Annotated in this window: 15 protein-coding genes; 3 read left to right on the top strand and 12 right to left on the bottom strand. The window is 61.2% G+C overall.

Annotation, left to right across the window (positions count from 1 at the left end; all coding sequences use genetic code 11):
* Positions 1–39 precede the first annotated feature (39 nt).
* Positions 40–480 carry a carboxymuconolactone decarboxylase family protein gene (locus tag FBY04_RS18995; protein WP_084321016.1) on the top strand — a complete coding sequence of 147 codons (441 nt, stop codon included), beginning with the start codon at positions 40–42 and terminating at the stop codon, positions 478–480.
* Here the strand turns inward: FBY04_RS18995 and FBY04_RS18990 are convergent, their stop codons facing one another.
* The 3 genes from FBY04_RS18990 to FBY04_RS18980 form a co-directional block, all read right to left on the bottom strand.
* Positions 481–2,073 (bottom strand): DHA2 family efflux MFS transporter permease subunit, encoded by a 1,593-nt coding sequence (locus FBY04_RS18990; RefSeq protein WP_084321015.1) that lies wholly within the window; start codon positions 2,071–2,073, stop codon positions 481–483.
* Positions 2,070–3,191 (bottom strand): HlyD family secretion protein, encoded by a 1,122-nt coding sequence (locus tag FBY04_RS18985; RefSeq protein WP_145316215.1) that lies wholly within the window; start codon positions 3,189–3,191, stop codon positions 2,070–2,072. Before FBY04_RS18985 ends, FBY04_RS18990 begins: the two co-directional genes overlap by 4 nt.
* 97 nt (positions 3,192–3,288) lie before the next feature.
* A complete protein-coding gene (locus FBY04_RS18980) occupies positions 3,289–4,053 on the bottom strand; it encodes a helix-turn-helix transcriptional regulator (protein WP_145316213.1) in 765 nt (254 codons plus the stop codon).
* A gap of 100 nt (positions 4,054–4,153) precedes the next feature.
* Between FBY04_RS18980 and FBY04_RS18975 the strand changes: the two genes are divergently transcribed.
* A complete protein-coding gene (locus tag FBY04_RS18975) occupies positions 4,154–5,293 on the top strand; it encodes an MFS transporter (RefSeq protein ID WP_145316211.1) in 1,140 nt (379 codons plus the stop codon).
* A gap of 226 nt (positions 5,294–5,519) precedes the next feature.
* Here the strand turns inward: FBY04_RS18975 and paaZ are convergent, their stop codons facing one another.
* From paaZ to paaA, 9 genes are all read right to left on the bottom strand, one after another.
* Positions 5,520–7,574, bottom strand: coding sequence for a phenylacetic acid degradation bifunctional protein PaaZ (gene paaZ, locus FBY04_RS18970; RefSeq protein ID WP_145316209.1), 2,055 nt, complete (start codon positions 7,572–7,574; stop codon positions 5,520–5,522).
* 58 nt (positions 7,575–7,632) lie between these two features.
* A complete protein-coding gene (locus tag FBY04_RS18965; protein ID WP_084321010.1) occupies positions 7,633–8,877 on the bottom strand; it encodes an OprD family porin in 1,245 nt (414 codons plus the stop codon).
* Positions 8,878–8,909: 32 nt separating this feature from the next.
* Positions 8,910–10,556, bottom strand: coding sequence for a cation acetate symporter (locus FBY04_RS18960; RefSeq protein WP_084321009.1), 1,647 nt, complete (start codon positions 10,554–10,556; stop codon positions 8,910–8,912).
* Positions 10,553–10,861: a DUF485 domain-containing protein gene (locus tag FBY04_RS18955; protein ID WP_084321008.1), complete on the bottom strand. Its 309-nt coding sequence runs from the start codon at positions 10,859–10,861 to the stop codon at positions 10,553–10,555. The genes FBY04_RS18960 and FBY04_RS18955 overlap by 4 nt, the downstream gene beginning before the upstream one ends.
* 205 nt (positions 10,862–11,066) lie before the next feature.
* A complete protein-coding gene (gene paaE / locus FBY04_RS18950) occupies positions 11,067–12,143 on the bottom strand; it encodes a 1,2-phenylacetyl-CoA epoxidase subunit PaaE (protein ID WP_145316207.1) in 1,077 nt (358 codons plus the stop codon).
* Between the two features lie 33 nt (positions 12,144–12,176).
* Positions 12,177–12,710, bottom strand: a complete 534-nt coding sequence (paaD, locus tag FBY04_RS18945) for a 1,2-phenylacetyl-CoA epoxidase subunit PaaD (protein WP_084321006.1) — start codon at positions 12,708–12,710, stop codon at positions 12,177–12,179.
* The gene (paaC, locus tag FBY04_RS18940) at positions 12,697–13,458 is read right to left on the bottom strand and encodes a 1,2-phenylacetyl-CoA epoxidase subunit PaaC (RefSeq protein WP_145316205.1); all 762 of its coding nucleotides are present in this window, start codon (positions 13,456–13,458) and stop codon (positions 12,697–12,699) included. The genes paaD and paaC overlap by 14 nt, the downstream gene beginning before the upstream one ends.
* Positions 13,459–13,466: 8 nt before the next feature.
* Entirely contained in the window at positions 13,467–13,748 is a 282-nt protein-coding gene (paaB, locus tag FBY04_RS18935) for a 1,2-phenylacetyl-CoA epoxidase subunit PaaB (RefSeq protein ID WP_007943393.1), read from the bottom strand.
* Between the two features lie 178 nt (positions 13,749–13,926).
* Positions 13,927–14,916, bottom strand: a complete 990-nt coding sequence (gene paaA, locus FBY04_RS18930; protein WP_084321003.1) for a 1,2-phenylacetyl-CoA epoxidase subunit PaaA — start codon at positions 14,914–14,916, stop codon at positions 13,927–13,929.
* A 219-nt stretch (positions 14,917–15,135) separates the two neighbouring features.
* On the opposite strand from paaA, the gene FBY04_RS18925 reads away from it, so the two are divergent.
* Positions 15,136–15,672, top strand: coding sequence for a hypothetical protein (locus FBY04_RS18925; protein WP_145316203.1), 537 nt, complete (start codon positions 15,136–15,138; stop codon positions 15,670–15,672).
* Positions 15,673–16,142 lie beyond the last annotated feature (470 nt).

Here is a 16,142-nt window from a genome sequence, read left to right as displayed (position 1 = left end):
TTAACTTAGCTCCATCCCCACTTGCTACTGGAGTCCGCCATGAAACCTCGTATCGATTTCTACACCGCTTCCCCTGATGCACTGAAAGCGATGATCGCGCTGGAAACCGCCGTCTCGAAGCTGCCACTGGAAAAAAACCTGATCGAACTGGTCAAGCTGCGTGCGTCGCAAATCAATGGCTGTGCCTTCTGCATCGACATGCACACCGCCGATGCCATCAAGGGCGGGGAAACACCGCGTCGTCTGTTCGCCGTGACGGCCTGGCGCGAGGCGCCGTTCTTCAGCGATCGCGAACGTGCTGCGCTGCTGTGGACCGAATCCTTGACTCAACTGAGCCTGACCCACGCCCCGGACGAAGATTACGACGTGGTCGCTGCACAGTTCAGCCCCAAGGAAATGGTCGACCTGACCGTGGCGATTTCCACCATCAACAGCTGGAATCGCCTGGCGGTAGGCTTCCGTAAAATGCCTCAGGCCTGATCAGTGAGCATCAGCTGACGGCGCGGCCGGTGGTTGCACCTTGCGCATCAAGGGCACCATCGCCGTGGCGATGACGAAGCAGACCCCGATCATCAAAAATGCGTCGCCGTAGGTTTGTGTCTGTGCTTCGCGATAGGTCAGCAGCCATAGCTGATGCAAGCTGGCGGTGACACCGGTGTCACCGCTCTGGCCGAGGGCGGCGAAGTTGTTGCCGACCTGGGACAGCCACTGGTTCAGCGCCTCGTTGGTGCTGTTGAGGTTTTCCGCCAGGCGGGTGAAGTGCAGATTGGTCCGGTCATTGAGGATCGTTGCGCAGGCGGCGATGCCAATGGCGCCCCCCAGGTTTCGCATCAAGTTGAACAATCCCGACGCATGTTTGAGCCGGGCGGGCGCCAGTCCGCCGAGGGTCAACGTCACTGCGGGCGGCACCGCCAGTTGCTGGGCAATCCCGCGCAGGGCCTGCGGCAACATTAACTCCTTGGCCCCCCAGTCATGGGTGATCGGGCTGAAATCCCACATCGACAACGCGAACAAGCCAAGGCCGGTCATCATGATCCAGCGCAGATCGATGCGGTTGGCCAGAAAGGCGTACAGCGGAATCGCCATGATCTGGAACACCCCGGTGGAAAAAACCGCCAGACCAATGTCCAGCGCGCCGTAGCCACGTACTCGGCCAAGAAACAGCGGCGTCAGGTAAATGGTGGCGAACAGGCCGATCCCGGTGACGAACGAGAAGAAACAACCGAGGGCGAAGTTGCGGTCTTTCAGGGCGCGCAAATCGACAATCGGATTGGCCACATGCAAGGTTCGGCCGATGAACGCCAGGCCCGCCAGGCCACTGATCCATGCGGTGGTCAGAATCGTGCGGTCGCTGAACCAGTTCCAGCGCGGGCCTTCTTCGAGGGTGTATTCCAGGCAGCCGAGAAACAACGCCAAAAACACCATGCTGAGGTAGTCGGCGCCCTTGAGCAGCGACAGTTCCGGCTGATCGATTTTCACCAGCATCGGCACCGCCACCGCGACGAAAATCCCCGGCACCAGGTTGATGTAGAACAGCCAGTGCCAGGAGGAAACGTCGGTGATCCAGCCGCCGATCACCGGGCCCAGTGTCGGCGCCAGTGACGCCACTGCACCGATGGTCGCGGCGGCGATCACCCGTTGTTTGCCGGTGAAGAAAAAGAACGCGGTGGTGAACACCAGCGGGATCATCGAGCCGCCGAGAAACCCTTGCAGGGCGCGGAAGGCGATCATGCTCTGGATGTTCCAGGCCGCACCGCAGAGCAGGCTGGCCAGGGTGAAACCCACCGCGGATGCGCAGAACAGCCAGCGGGTCGAGAACACGCGCGAGAGCCAGCCGGACAGCGGAATCACGATGATTTCGGCGATCAGGTAGCTGGTCTGCACCCAGGCGGTTTCGTCAGTGCCTGCCGACAGCCCGCCGCCGATATCGCGCAACGAGGCCGAAACGATCTGGATATCCAGCAGCGCAATGAACATGCCCATGCACATGGTGGCGAAGGCAAAGACCTTGGTCGCCGTCGCCATGCTGGCGGCGTTGAACGGTTGCGCAGGGGCGGCGAGGGCGCGGCTCATGGCGCGCTGGCCACGGCTGGGGTTTCAGGCTCCTTGCGCGTATCCACTTCAGCGGTCACTGAAAGGCCCGGACGCAAATGACCGAGCACGCCATCGGCTGGATCGAGCACGATCCGCACCGGCACTCGTTGCACGATCTTGGTGAAGTTGCCGGTGGCGTTTTCCGGTGGCAACACGCTGAACTGCGAGCCACTGGCTGGCGCGAGACTGTCCAGATGACCGTGGAATGCCTGGCCCGAGAGCACGTCGGCATGAATGACCACCCGTTGGCCCGGAATCATGCGCGCCAGTTGGTCTTCCTTGAAGTTGGCATCGACCCACAGCCCGCTCGCCGGCACCACCGACAACTGTTGCGAACCGGCCTGCGCATACGCGCCGACCCGCGCCCGGCGGTTGCCGATCACGCCATCGATGGGGGCGCGCAGTTCGGTGTAACCGAGGTTCAGTTGCGCCAGATCACGCTCGGCGCGGGCCTGCATCAGCGCGGCGCGAGCTTGTTGTTTCTGCGTGGCGATCACGTTCAACTGACGTTGCGCGGCCAGCAGTTCGGCCTGGGCCCGGGCACTGAGTGCCTGGGCGGTCTTGAAGGTGGCGTTGGCGCGTTGAGCGCTTTCGACCGAGACAGCGTTGCTGCCGACCAGTTTTTTGTAGCGCGCATCGTCATCCCGGGAGCGGGCGGTTTCGGCACCGGCGGCATCGATCCCGGCGCGGGCCTGACCGATCACGGCCTGTTGCAGTTGTTCCGTGGCATCGAGGTTGGCGAGCAAGGCTTCTTCTGCGGCGACCGCACCTTCGGCCTTGGCCAGGTTGGCGCGGTAGTCGAGGGCGTCGAGGCGGATCAGCACATCACCGGCCTTCACTTTCTGGTTGTCGGTGACCAGCACTTCTTCGATGTAACCCGCGACCTTCGGCCCGATCACCGTCACGTCGCCACCGATGTAGGCATCGTCGGTTTCTTCGATGAAGCGGCCGGCGGTCCACCAATGGGCTGCGTAGAAACCCGCAAACACCAGAGCGGCAATGGCCAGAGTCAGCAAGATCAGGCGTTTGAGCAGGGGAGGCTTTGGAGTGGTCACCGGGACAGCCAGGTCGGGCTCAACGTGAGGCATGCTGGTCATGGAGGATTACCTGTAGGAAGCGGCATTTAATTACGAGCGTAATATGACGAATGTCATATTTAGTGGCAATTTATTTTTGTCGCCGGTCGTCAAGTAATTATTTCAGCCACGCACCGGGGGGGATGCCCGTCATGTCCTTGAAGAAAGCGATGAAGGCGCTGTCGCTGGCAAACCCCAGTTCGAACGCGCTGTAACCGATGTTTCGTCCGGTGGCGAGCAATTCGACGGCGCGCATCAACCGCCACTGTTGGCGCCATTGCTGATAGCTCATGCCGGTTTCTCGCTGGAAGATTCGGCCGATGGTGCGGCCGCTGGCGCCGATCTGCGCTTCCAGAACCTGAAGTTCGGGTGGCAACTGATCGAGCGATGCGAGCAGGGGCGCCAGGCGTTTGTCCCAAGGCAACGGCAGCAGCATCGGTTGTTGAGCGGCATCGCGAATTTCGCTGAGGCACAGGCCCAGCAGGTGAACGAATTTACCGTGCTGCCAATCGGTGTCGAAGTCGGCGAGGGCGATCGGCTCCAGCACCGCGCGCAGTAGCGGGCTGACCTCAATCACACAGACCTGTTGCGGGAGCTCGGCGCACAAGGCGGGTGTCAGGTAAATCGAGCGGTAGTCGACGCTCTGCTGCATCACTGCGCGGTGCGCCACCCCGGACGGAATCCACGCGGCGCGGGAGGGTGGCAGCAGGCATAACTGCTGCGCCAGGGTAATTCGGGTGCAGCCTTTTCGGGTGAACAGCAGCTGGCCACGTTGATGCTGATGCACGTCTGAATCGTGATCGCCAAGGGTCGCGGCGATACCGATGACGGGGGCCGTGTAGCGGTCGGGGTCGAATCGGGCGCGGGCATCGAGCCAAGCCATGGTTTGTCCGATTTCATCGATTAGTTGTCAGGATTTTGATAGTACGTCAGTCACGGCTAATTAAGCTGCTCGCCAGTTTTTCCTGAAGAGTGAAGCCGTGATGAATTCCAGAAGCCTGCTGGTGTTGGCTATTGCCTTGCTGATGTTTGCGCAGATCGCCCAAACCCTTTACAGCCCGGCGTTGGCAGACATTGGCCAGGCGTTCACCGTCACTGCGCAAGAGGCTGCGCAGATGCTGTCGGTGTATTTCCTGGCCTTCGCATTCGGCGTGGTGGTCTGGGGCCGGATGTGCGATCGCCTCGGACGTCGACCGTCAATGCTCGCTGGTCTGGCGTTGTACGCCGGTGCATCCACGCTGGCGCTGAACGTCCGCACATTCGATGCATTGTTGATGGCGCAAGCACTGGCCGCGTTCGGTGCGGCAGTGGGCTCGGTGGTGACGCAAACCGTCCTGCGTGACCGCTTCAAGGGTGCGGAGCTGGCGCAAGTATTTTCGGCAATGGGCATCGCCCTGGCGGCGAGCCCGGCGATTGGATTGTTCACCGGGGCGAGCCTGGTGGAAGGTTTCGGTTATCGAGGTGTGGTGGCGTGCCTGTTGCTGTTGTCCTCGGCGTTATGGCTCTGGTGCCTGCGCGTCTTGCCCGAAACACGACCGCCACCTGTAGCAACGCCAGCCCTGTTCGAGACGCTGTGGCAAATGCTCGGCGACCGCGATATCTGGCGTTCGGCGCTGCTGGTGGCGCTTTTCAACGTTGCTCTGTTCAGCTACTACAGCCTCGGTCCTTTCGCGTTTCAGCGATTGGGCCTGAGTGCGCAGTGGTTTGGTTACAGCGGGGTCATTCTGGCGTTGGGTTCCGGTCTTGGCGCCTGGCTTAACAAGCGGCTGCTGCATCGAGGTGTGAGCGGCCCGCAGCTGATTCAGGTGGCAACGACGCTGCAACTGGTCGGGGGCGGTGGCGTATTGCTGTTTGCAGAAAGCCCTTTGTTTGTGTTGCCGATGCTGTTGGTGGTGCTGGCGTTCGGCATGGCCATCCCGAACGTTCTCGGCTCGGCACTGGCCGGTTACGGGGATCGGCTGGGCACGGCGGGTGCGTTGTTTGGTTTGCTGTATTACCTGTTGATTGGTGGCGGGCTGATGCTGGCAGGCTGGGCACAGGCGTTGGGTGAAACCTTGATGGTGTGCGGTGCGCTGGCGATGCTGCTGGCGACGGCATCACCTCGGTCATCCAGTTGCACCTAGTTGCCTGCATCGCCAGCAAGCCGGCTCCTGCAGGGTGAGTTGATTCTCGCGTCTCGCAGACGGTGTGCCTGCATCGCAAGAATCTGTACTTGAAGCTGAGCGTCGGCTCGCGATCGGAGTTGTTTCGCTGTTGTAGGAGCCGGCTTGCTGGCGACGGCATCACCTCGGTCATCCAGTTGCACCGAGTTGCCTGCATCGCCAGCAAGCCGGCTCCTGCAGGACGGTGTTAGTCCTCGCGTTTTACTACCAATGTGAGGATGTCGTAACTGGCAACCAGTTCGCCCAGCTGGTTGGTGACTTCCACATCCCACGCCACCACGCCCTGTGGAATGCCCTGCGGGCTCTTTTTGCCCTGATCGATTTTGCGTTTGCAGGTCAGGCGCGCCTGGATGGTGTCGCCGATGCCCACCGGGTTGATGAAGCGCAACGTATCCAGGCCATAGTTGGCCAATACTGGACCCTGTGCCGGCGACACGAACAGACCGGCCGCCGCCGACAACACAAAGTAGCCATGGGCGATGCGTTTGCCGAACTGCGATTCCTTGGCCGCGATTTCGTCGAAGTGCATGTAGAAATGATCGCCGGACAGGCAACCGAAGTTCACCAGATCAGCCTCGGTCACGGTACGACGGTGGGTCAGCAGCGACTCGCCGATCTGCAAGTCCTGGAAGAACCGGCGGAACGGATGCACGTCGGTTTCGATGACCTTGGCGCCCCGCACGTATTCGCCGGTAACGGCGGCCAGCATGGTCGGGGAACCTTGCACCGCAGCGCGTTGCAGGTAGTGCTTCACCGCGCGCAAACCACCGAGTTCCTCACCTCCGCCGGCGCGACCCGGGCCACCATGTTTGAGTTGTGGCAGGGGCGAGCCGTGGCCGGTGGATTCGGCGGCGGATTCACGATCCAGCACCAGTAGGCGACCGTGCCAGGCTGCCGCGACCGGGATGGCTTTGGCGGCAATCTGCGGGTCCTTGGTGATCAAGCTCGCCACCAGACTGCCTTTGCCGCGAGCGGCCAAAACCAGTGCTTCATCCAGATCGTCATAGGCCATCAAGGTGCTGACCGGACCGAACGCTTCGATGTCGTGGGCGCCACCCTCGGCGTGCGGGTCGCGGGCCTGCAACAGGGTCGGCGCGAAGAACGCACCCTGGCTGACGTTCTCGCCACGCGGTTCAAAACCGTCGCGGGCGCCGAACAGCATATCGCTGCTTTGCAGCAAGCTTTCCAGGCGTTCGGCGACGTCTTTTTGCTGGTCGTGAGAGGCCAGCGCACCCATGCGCACACCTTCCACCGACGGGTCGCCGACCACGACTTTCTTCAGCCGATCGCGCAAGCGGCTGGCGACCGCATCGATGTGTCTGGCCGGCACAATCGCACGGCGGATGGCGGTGCATTTCTGCCCGGCCTTGGTGGTCATTTCCCGGGCGACTTCCTTGATGAACAGCTCGAATTCTTCATCGTCCGGCGTGACATCCGGGGCGAGGATCGCGCAGTTCAGCGAGTCGGCCTCGGCGTTGAACGGCACCGAATGACGGATCAGGTTCGGGTTGACCCGCAGCTTGGCCGCGGTGTCGGCGGAACCGGTGAACGTCACCACGTCCTGGCCTTGCAGGCGGTCGAGCAAATCACCGGTGCTGCCGATGATCAATTGCAGGCTGCCCGCCGGCAGCAAACCGGATTCGTCCATCAGGCGTACCACGGCTTCGGTCAGGTAGCTGGTGGCGCTGGCCGGCTTGACGATGCATGGCATGCCGGCGAGAAAGCTTGGCGCGAACTTTTCCAGCATGCCCCAGATAGGGAAGTTGAAGGCGTTGATGTGCACCGCCAGGCCGCCGCGTGGCACCAGGATATGCGTGCCGGCGAAGGTCCCCAGTTTGCTCAGCTGCATCGCCGGGCCTTCATGGACGATGTTGCCCGAGGGCAGCTCCCGCGAGCCGAGGCTGGCGTAGGTGAACAGCGTGCTGTTGCCTCCTTCGATATCGATCCAGCTGTCGGCGCGGGTCGCGCCGCTGTGGTGGGAAATCGCGTACAGCTGTTCCTTGCGCTCGCTCAGGTACAAGGCCAATGCCTTGAGACGCTGGGCGCGCTGCTGGAAATCCAGCGCCATCAACCCGCTGACGCCCTGGAGGCGACCGTGCTCGATGGCTTCGGCGAAGTCCGGACGCTCTTCGTGGGTGCGCGCAATCTCGTGGCCGTCGATGGCGCTGCGCAGCACCTGGGCACCGTGTTGGCCGATCCAGCGGCCGGCGATGAAACTTTGCAGGGTAGGGGCGTGAGGCATCACGATTCCTCCAGGTTGTGAAAGGTGTTGGCGCGGCCGCGACCGCGCCTTTCAGGGATTACCAAAGCGCCACGGTGTAACCGACGATCAGGCGGTTTTCATCGAGGGCGGTGTTCAAGCCATTGCCGGAACGGAAAGTCACGTTGCGCCAGCGCAGGCTGACGTCCTTGAACGGGCCGCTCTGGATCACGTAACTGATGTCGGTGTCGCGCTCCCATTCACGGCCGTTGTCGACGGCACCGGCCTTGACGTGGCGACCGTCGGTGTAGCGGGTCATGAAGGTCAGGCCGGGGATGCCTTGCGCCGCGAAGTCATAGTCGTAACGCAGCTGCCAGGAGTCCTCGTCGGCGCGGGTGTAGGTGTTGTAGGTCACCAGGTTGACCACGTACGGATCGCCGCCGTTGAGGAACGGAAAGGCACTGTCGCCGGACAACTGCTGGTACGTGGCACTGACTTTGTGGGCACCGTGGGACACGGTGAACATGCTGTTGAAATTGCGGTTGTCGATACGCCCGGCCCGCTCTGCGCCGTCGCCCCGGCTGTCGAAATAGCGCAGGTCGCTGCGCAGGTTGAAACCATTGCCCAGCGGCTGGGTATGCACCAGCCCGACGAACTGCTGGCGATAAATCTGCTCAAGCTTGCCGTAGTAGTAGCTCAGGTTCAGTTGCGGACTGAACGCGTAGCTGCCACCGGCGAAGTCGAAGTGGTCGCTGCTGGCGGCGCCATAGCCGATGTCATCGTTGCTTGAGGAGTCCCGTAGATTGGCCTTGGTCAGGCGCCCGGTATTCAGTGTCAGACCGCTGATTTCCTGGCTGGTCAGCAAGCCGCCCTCAAAGGTCGAACCCAGCAGACGGGTGTCGTTGTAGGTCGCCACCGGCAACAAGGGTTGCAGGGTGCCGAGCTTCAATACGCTTTTCGACACTCGCAGCTTGCCGGTCAGCCCCAGCTCGCTGAACTCGTCCGCAGGCTCATGGCTGTTCCGGCCGAAGGGCAGCAGCCCGGTGCCACGGCGGTCCGGGCTGGAATCGAGTTTCAACCCCAGTTCCCCCAGCGCGTCGAGACCGAAGCCGAAGGTGCCGTCGGTGAACCCGGACTCGATGCGCGCGGTGAACCCCTGCGCCCATTCTTCAGCCTTGGATTGCGGCGCGTTGTCCTGACGGAAATCGCGATTGATGTAGTGGTTGCGCATTTCAATACGGGCCTTGCTGTCGTCGATGAAGTCGGCCAAGGCGCTGGGTGCGACCATGGGCAGACTCAATGCGGCGGCTAGCGAAAACAGTGATTCGTAGGGTGCGGGCTTCATTATTTTTATTCCCTGGCATCAGTCGGTCGTTGTTAGTGCTTGCTGGCGCCGGAGGCACCGATACCCGTCATCGAACGGATGAACTGCGCCAGGTAACGGCCGCGCTCAAGGGCCGCTCGCGGCGAGGTGTCGGTGACCGAAAACAGCCAGGCACTGAAGAACGCCAGGCTCATGGAAAACAGCGCCGGGTTGGAGTAGGGGAACAGCGCCTTGTCGTGATGCAGCACGTTGACCCACACCGCCGGGCTCAGCACCAGCAGGACAATCGCCGAGACCAGGCCTGCCAGGCTGCCGGTGACCGCGCCGCGAGTGGTCAGGCCTTTCCAGTACATCGAGAGGAACAGCACCGGGAAATTCACCGACGCGGCGATGGCCAGCACCAGGCCGGAGAGGAAGGCAATGTTCTGCGACTCGAACAGCAAACCGAGGATGATCGCCAGCACGCCGATGCACAGCGTGGCGATTCGCGAGACGCGAATTTCCTGCTGCTCGGTAGCCTGTCCTTTGCGCATCACACAGGCGTACAAATCGTGGGACACCGCCGAGGCGCCGGACAACGCCAAACCGGCGACCACCGCCAGAATGGTGGCGAAGGCGACCGCCGAGATGAAGCCGAGAAACAGGTTGCCGCCCACGGCTTGCGCCAGGTGCACGGCGATCATGTTGCCGCCGCCGATGATCGCACCGTTGGCGTCGCGGAACGCTGGATCGGTGCCGACCATCACGATGGCGCCGAAGCCGACGATGATCAGCAGCAGGTAGAAGTAACCGATAAAACCGGTGGCGTAGAACACGCTTTTACGCGCTTCCCTGGCATCGCTGACGGTGAAGAAACGCATCAGGATATGCGGCAGGCCGGCGGTGCCGAACATCATGCCCAGGCCCAGCGAGATCGCATCGATCGGGTTCGACAGCAAACCACCGGGGGCCATGATCGCGTTGCCCTTGGCATGCACGGCAGTGGCGCCGGCGAACATCGCTTCGGTACTGAAGCCGAAATGCTTGAGCACCATGAACGCCATGAAGGTGGTGCCGAACAGCAGCATCACAGCCTTGATGATCTGCACCCAGGTGGTGGCGAGCATGCCGCCGAAGGTGACGTAGAACACCATCAACACGCCGACCAGCATCACCGCGTAGAGGTAGTCGATGCCGAACAGCAACTCGATCAGTTTGCCGGCGCCGACCATCTGCGCCACCAGGTACATCAGCGCCACGGTCAGGGTGCCGAAGGCCGAGGTCAGGCGCACCGGGGTCTGTTCGAGGCGATAGGAAACCACGTCGGCGAACGTATATTTGCCGAGGTTGCGCAGGCGTTCGGCGATCAGGAACAGAATGATCGGCCAGCCCGCCAACACACCCAGTGCGTAGAGCAAACCGTCGTAGCCGTTGAGGAACATCATCGCCGAGATGCCGAGGAAGGACGCCGCGGAGATCATGTCGCCGGCAATCGCCAGGCCGTTCTGGAAACCGGTCATGCCACCACCCGCGGTGTAGAAATCGCTGGCGGAACGGGTGCGCAACGCGGCCCAGCGCGTCACGCCGAGGGTGAACAGCACGAACACCAGGAACATGCCGATGGCGTTCCAGTTCAGTGGGCGGGACGCGCCGTCGGCCGCTGCCGCAAAGTCAGCGACGAAGGCCAGAGGCAGCAGGAGCAATGCAAAAAGACGGCTCATCGGGCGCACTCCTGTTTCAGTTTTTCGTTGAGTGGGTCGATGACGTTGTTGGCGCGATAGACGTAGAAACCGGTCAGCGCAAAGGCCAGCACCACGATCACCACGCCGACCAGCATGCCCACGGAGGTCACGCCACCGCTCAGGGATTGGCCGAGGGTGCTGGGGGAGAACGCCACCAGCAACACGAAGCCGAAATAGATCACCAGCATGATCAGCGACAGCGACCAGTACAGGTTTTGTTTGCGACGAACCAGCTGGATGAAGTCGGGGTGCTGGCGGATGAGTTCTATGTCCGTGGGTGTCATGGCGCGCTCTCTGTTGTTGTTTTTGTTGTGTTGCGGAACGTGATGTTGCTGGAACCGGTTTTCTGTAGGAGCCGGCTTGCTGGCGATGGCGGCCCGATTTCCACCGGTGATCTCAAAGGCCTGATCGCCAGCAAGCCGGCTCCTACAAGGGGTGTGGTGATCTTCAGCGTTGGTCGAAATCCGGGATTAAGGGGTGTGGTGAGCTTCAGAGTTGGTCGAAATCCAGGATGACTTTGTCGCTGACCGGATACGCCTGGCACGACAGGACATAACCGGCCGCCACTTCGTAATCTTCCAGGGCGTGGTTGCTGTCCATTTCCACTTCGCCTTCGATGACCTTGCACTTGCAGGTCGAGCACACGCCGGCCTTGCACGAGTAGGGCAGTTCGGCGCCTTGGGCGTTGCCGGCGTCGAGGATGCTCTGGCTGTTGCGTGGCAGGTCGAAGGCGAGGGCGCGGCCGTCGCTGATGACGGTGATCTGGCTGACGGCGGTATCCACCTGGCGAGCAGCCTCCCGCGCTTCGCGTTTTTGCTGGCTGCCGGCGGCGGCGAACAGTTCGAAATGGATCCGTTCAGCGGGCATGCCATTGGCTTTCAGGCTGTCGCGCACGGTTTCGGTCATTTCCTGCGGGCCGCAGATGAACGCTGCATCGAGGGCTTTGACGTCGAGCCAGCGGGTGAACAGTTGCTCGCATTTCTCGGCGTTGATCCGCCCGTTGTACAGGTCGACATCCTGCTGCTCGCGACTGAACACGAAGATCAGGTTCAGACGCTGCAAGTAACGGTTTTTCAGGTCTTCGAGCTGTTCACGAAACAGCGCGCCGGAACTCGAACGGTTGCCATAAATCAGGGTCACGCGGCTGTGCGGTTCGGTTTGCAGGGTGGTCTTGATGATCGACAGGATCGGCGTAATGCCGCTGCCTGCTGCAACCGCCAGGTAGTGGCCATGGCGAGCCGGATCGAGTTCGACATGGAAATGCCCGGCTGGCGGCATCACTTCCAGGCTATGTCCGGCTTTCAATTGCTCGTTGGCAAACGCTGAGAAACGCCCGCCCGCAACACGCTTGATGGCGACGCGCAGTTCGCCGTCATTGACGCCGGTGCAGATCGAATACGAACGACGCACTTCTTCGCCATCCATCTGCGTGCGCATCACCAGGTGCTGGCCCTGGGTGAAATGAAAACTGTCTTGCAGGTGCTGCGGAATCTCGAAGGCGATGGACACCGCGTCACGGGTCTCGGCGCGTACGTCCTTGATGGTCAGGCTGTGAAATTTACTCATTATTGTTCTCCAGCTGGGACGGCCGATCGCCGCTCAGATGCACTTGAAATAATCGAATGGCTCGCGGCAATCGACGCAGCGGTACAACGCCTTGCACGCCGTGGAGCCGAACTCGCTGAGCACTTCGGTGTGCGCGCTGCCGCATTGCGGGCAGACGATCACCGGGCTTTCGCCGAGCAGGCTGCGTTTGCTCGTGCTGCCCTCGGGCGGCGCAATGCCGTAAGCGCGTAGGCGTTCACGGCCGCTGTCGGTGATCCAGTCGGTGGTCCAGGCCGGGGTCAATTTGCGTTCCAGTTGCGGCGCCCGGAAACCGGCAAGTTCCAGCGCGTCGCGGATATCGCTTTCGATCACTTCGGTGGCGGGGCAGCCCGAGTAGGTCGGCGTGACCACCACGTGCAAGTGACCGGCCTGCCAGTCGAGATCGCGCACGATGCCGAGGTCGACCACGCTGACCACCGGCACTTCCGGGTCCATGACTTGCGCCAAAGTCGCCCACGCGGCAGCCAGGTCGGTCGGTTGGGCCGGCCGGGCGCCGAGGTCGCTGGCGATCAGCTCACCAGGTTGCATCGGGGTACGCTCGTGGCAGGAATTGCATTTCCGCCAACAGGATGCCGAGGTGTTCGGTGTGCAGCCCCTTACGCGCATTCAGGTAGCAATAGCTCGGCGCGGCGGGAACGGGCAGGGTGGCGCTGGCGAAAATCTCGTTGACCTTGGCTTGCCAGGCAGCCGCGACTTGCGCGGTGTCTGGAGTGATGCCGGCTGCGTGCAAACGTTGTTCGCTGTCATCGGCGCTGGTCAGTTCGACGGTGAAGCGCCAGACCTCAGGGATTGCCGCGAGCATGCGCTTGTGGCTTTCCTCGGTGCCGTCACCCAGACGCTCGACCCACTCGCCGGAGCGACGCAGGTGATAGGTGACTTCCTTCACCGCTTTGGCGGCGATCCCGGCGATGCGTTCGTCGCTGGACTGGCTCAGGCCGCTGAGTACCTGAAGGTGCCAGGCGTCGTAGAGAAATTGCTTGAGGATGGTCACCGCGTAATCGCCGTTGGGTTGTTCCACCAGCAGCAGATTGCGATAGGCGCGTTCATCGCGGCGGAACGCCAGGTGATCGGCGTCGCGGCCGTCGTCCAGCAGTTCGGCGGCGTATTCCAGCCAGTTGCGTGCCTGGCCGACGAGGTCGAGGCCGACATTCATCAACGCCAGTTCTTCTTCCAGCGCCGGGGCCTTGCCGCACCATTGGCACAGGCGCTGGCCCTGGATCAGGGCGCTGTCGCCGAGGCGCAGCAGGTATTCGATCAGATCAGTCTGGTTGTTCATGGTCGACCTCACATGTGCCCGACTTCGGCCGGCAGCTCGTAGAAGCTGGCGTGGCGGTAGACCTTGTCGTCCGAGGGGTCGAACAGTGGGTCTTTTTCATCCGGCGACGACGCGGTGATCAGCGCTGACGGCACCACCCACAGGCTCACGCCTTCGCTGCGACGGGTGTACAACTCGCGCGCGTTTTCGATGGCCATGGTGGTGTCGGCGGCGTGCACACTGCCGACATGCTTGTGGTTGAGGCCGTGCTTGCTGCGCACGAAGACTTCGAAAAGGGTCCATTCGGACATTTCAGTTACTCCACATCTGTTCGGTTTTTGCTGGCGGGGCTGAAGATCAAAAGATCGCAGCCTTCGCCAGCTCCTGCATGGGATCACCGGCTCCTGTAGGAGCTGGCGCAGCCTGCGATCTTTTGGCGGTATGGCAGCCGCCGAAGATCAAGATCAAAAGATCGTCAAACGTGCCGAGTCAGGCGGCGTTCTTCTTGTGTTTTTTTCGAGCGTGGGCGACGGCGGCTTCGCGGACCCAGGCGCCGTCTTCAATCGCCTTGCGGCGAGTGGCGACGCGTTCCTGGTTGCACGGGCCGTTGCCCTTGAGCACTTCGTAGAATTCGCTCCACTGGATTTCGCCGAAGTCGTAGTGACCGCGCTCGGCGTTCCACTTCAGGTCCGGGTCGGGGCAGGTGCAACCGAGCAATTCGAGTTGCGGGATTGTCTGGTCAATGAAGCGCTGGCGCAGTTCGTCGTTGCTCTGGCGTTTGATTTTCCAGGCCATCGATTGCGCGCTGTTCGGCGAGTGTTCGTCGCTTGGGCCGAACATCATCAGTGACGGCCACCACAGGCGATTGATTGCGTCCTGGACCATGTCTTTTTGCGCCTGATTGCCGTGACGCATCATGGTCAGGAGGATTTCGTAGCCCTGGCGCTGGTGGAAACTTTCTTCCTTGCAGATGCGCACCATGGCCCGGGAGTAGGGGCCATACGAAGTGCGCTGCAATACGACCTGGTTGACGATCGCAGCACCATCCACCAGCCAGCCCACCGCGCCCATGTCGGCCCAGTTCAAGGTCGGGTAATTGAAGATGCTTGAGTACTTGGCCTTGCCGCTGTGCAGCTTGGCGATTTCCTCGTCGCGGTCGGCGCCGAGGGTTTCCATGGCGCTGTACAGGTACAGGCCGTGGCCGGCTTCGTCCTGAATCTTGGCCATCAGTTGCAGTTTGCGTTTGAGCGATGGCGCGCGGGTGACCCAGTTGCCTTCGGGCAGCATGCCGACGATTTCGGAGTGGGCGTGCTGGGAGATCTGGCGGATCAGGGTTTGGCGATAGGCGTCAGGCATCCAGTTTTTAGCTTCGATCTTGATTTCTGAATCGATTTTTTCCTGGAAGGCACGTTCCTGTTCGGACATTTCCGACAGGTCTTTGATGCGCTTTACGCCGGTTTCTACGAGCTGTGCGTACATGGGGGTCTCCCGCCTTGAATCTGAATCGAGGGCATGGAGAACTTTATAAGCGATACAGAATTTAATATCAAACAGAAAATATCGTGTCGTATAGTTTTTTGTATCGCTTCCGACGTAGGGGTAGTCCCGGTTTCTGGACAGTCTGGTGGCACCTTAGTAGCATCCGCCGCTTACCGGCTGATCGGCTCGGTGTCGGTGACAGCATTTCAAGGAGTGGGCATGCAGGATTTCACCTTCGGCAAGTTCAAGATTCATTTCCAAATCGAGCACGGGGTGGTGATCAGCAACACGCCGGGCCGTCGTGTGGCCTGGATCAGAACGAAGGAGGGCGATGATCTCCGCCTGGATTATGCTTTTGAAGATTTCCATTTACGCAAAGGTCATGAGGTTTACGTGATCTACGCCGCAAGTTCACACAAGGAAGGCATGTACCCCGTACTTCTGCGCAATCACAATCTTTCCCTCAGTTTCGACTTGGAATCGAGTGATTTTCTCTACCAGGAATTGATCCCGACTATGCGCGGCAACGGGTGGATTTTGGCGGTCCTGTTGATCCCGTGGCCGTTTATATACTTGCTGTCTGGCCAGGTGTGGGGAGGGATTGCGCTGCCGCTGATCTATTTAATGACAGTGGGAAAGCGCGACGACAAGCGCAAAAAACGACTGGTGCCGGAGCTGGATAACCACATCTACATGCTGGACAGGCGCGCCACTGCCAGATACGTCGTCACCAGAGCGCTCTCGCGCAATCTATGACGGCGAGGCTCTGACACCCTCATCGTGGTCCGAATGCCCCCTTGTAGGAGCTGGCTTGCCAGCGATGGTCGTGAACGGAAACGCGTTTCTCCGGGAACAACGCGGCGCCTGTGAGGCCATCGCCAGCAAGCCGGCTCCTACAGAGTGCGCGGAGCTGAAATACATTAGCGTTCTCGCGCCAATTCCTGACGGCAAAGCTCTGAAAACATCGTTGTTCCCGAGTACGCATGACACTGTAGGAGCTGGCTTGCCAGCGATGGTCGTGAACGAAAACGTGCTCTCACAGGAATAACGCGGCGCCTGTGGATCCATCGCCAGCAAGCCGGCTCCTACAGAGTGGCGGAGCTGAAATACATTAGCGTTCTCGCGCCAATCCCTGACGGCAAAGCTCTGAAAACATCGTTGTTCCCGAGTACGCATGACACTGTAGGAGCTGGCTTGCCAGCGATGGTCGTGAACGAAAACGTGCT

Source organism: Pseudomonas sp. SJZ080 (assembly GCF_007828295.1).
Lineage (GTDB): Bacteria > Pseudomonadota > Gammaproteobacteria > Pseudomonadales > Pseudomonadaceae > Aquipseudomonas > Aquipseudomonas migulae_A.
This window is presented reverse-complemented; position numbering and strand designations above follow the sequence as displayed.

Excerpts from the sequence above, each read along its gene's own strand:
- paaA (WP_084321003.1), bottom strand. The coding sequence starts at position 14,916 with ATGTACGCACAGCTCGTAGAAACCGGCGTAAAGCGCATCAAAGACCTG.
- FBY04_RS18985 (WP_145316215.1), bottom strand. The coding sequence starts at position 3,191 with ATGACCAGCATGCCTCACGTTGAGCCCGACCTGGCTGTCCCGGTGACC.
- paaZ (WP_145316209.1), bottom strand. The coding sequence starts at position 7,574 with ATGCCTCACGCCCCTACCCTGCAAAGTTTCATCGCCGGCCGCTGGATC.
- paaD (WP_084321006.1), bottom strand. The coding sequence starts at position 12,710 with ATGCAACCTGGTGAGCTGATCGCCAGCGACCTCGGCGCCCGGCCGGCC.
- FBY04_RS18990 (WP_084321015.1), bottom strand. The coding sequence starts at position 2,073 with ATGAGCCGCGCCCTCGCCGCCCCTGCGCAACCGTTCAACGCCGCCAGC.
- FBY04_RS18975 (WP_145316211.1), top strand. The coding sequence starts at position 4,154 with ATGAATTCCAGAAGCCTGCTGGTGTTGGCTATTGCCTTGCTGATGTTT.
- paaB (WP_007943393.1), bottom strand. The coding sequence starts at position 13,748 with ATGTCCGAATGGACCCTTTTCGAAGTCTTCGTGCGCAGCAAGCACGGC.
- FBY04_RS18965 (WP_084321010.1), bottom strand. The coding sequence starts at position 8,877 with ATGAAGCCCGCACCCTACGAATCACTGTTTTCGCTAGCCGCCGCATTG.
- FBY04_RS18960 (WP_084321009.1), bottom strand. The coding sequence starts at position 10,556 with ATGAGCCGTCTTTTTGCATTGCTCCTGCTGCCTCTGGCCTTCGTCGCT.
- FBY04_RS18995 (WP_084321016.1), top strand. The coding sequence starts at position 40 with ATGAAACCTCGTATCGATTTCTACACCGCTTCCCCTGATGCACTGAAA.
- FBY04_RS18980 (WP_145316213.1), bottom strand. The coding sequence starts at position 4,053 with ATGGCTTGGCTCGATGCCCGCGCCCGATTCGACCCCGACCGCTACACG.
- FBY04_RS18925 (WP_145316203.1), top strand. The coding sequence starts at position 15,136 with ATGCAGGATTTCACCTTCGGCAAGTTCAAGATTCATTTCCAAATCGAG.
- paaE (WP_145316207.1), bottom strand. The coding sequence starts at position 12,143 with ATGAGTAAATTTCACAGCCTGACCATCAAGGACGTACGCGCCGAGACC.
- paaC (WP_145316205.1), bottom strand. The coding sequence starts at position 13,458 with ATGAACAACCAGACTGATCTGATCGAATACCTGCTGCGCCTCGGCGAC.
- FBY04_RS18955 (WP_084321008.1), bottom strand. The coding sequence starts at position 10,861 with ATGACACCCACGGACATAGAACTCATCCGCCAGCACCCCGACTTCATC.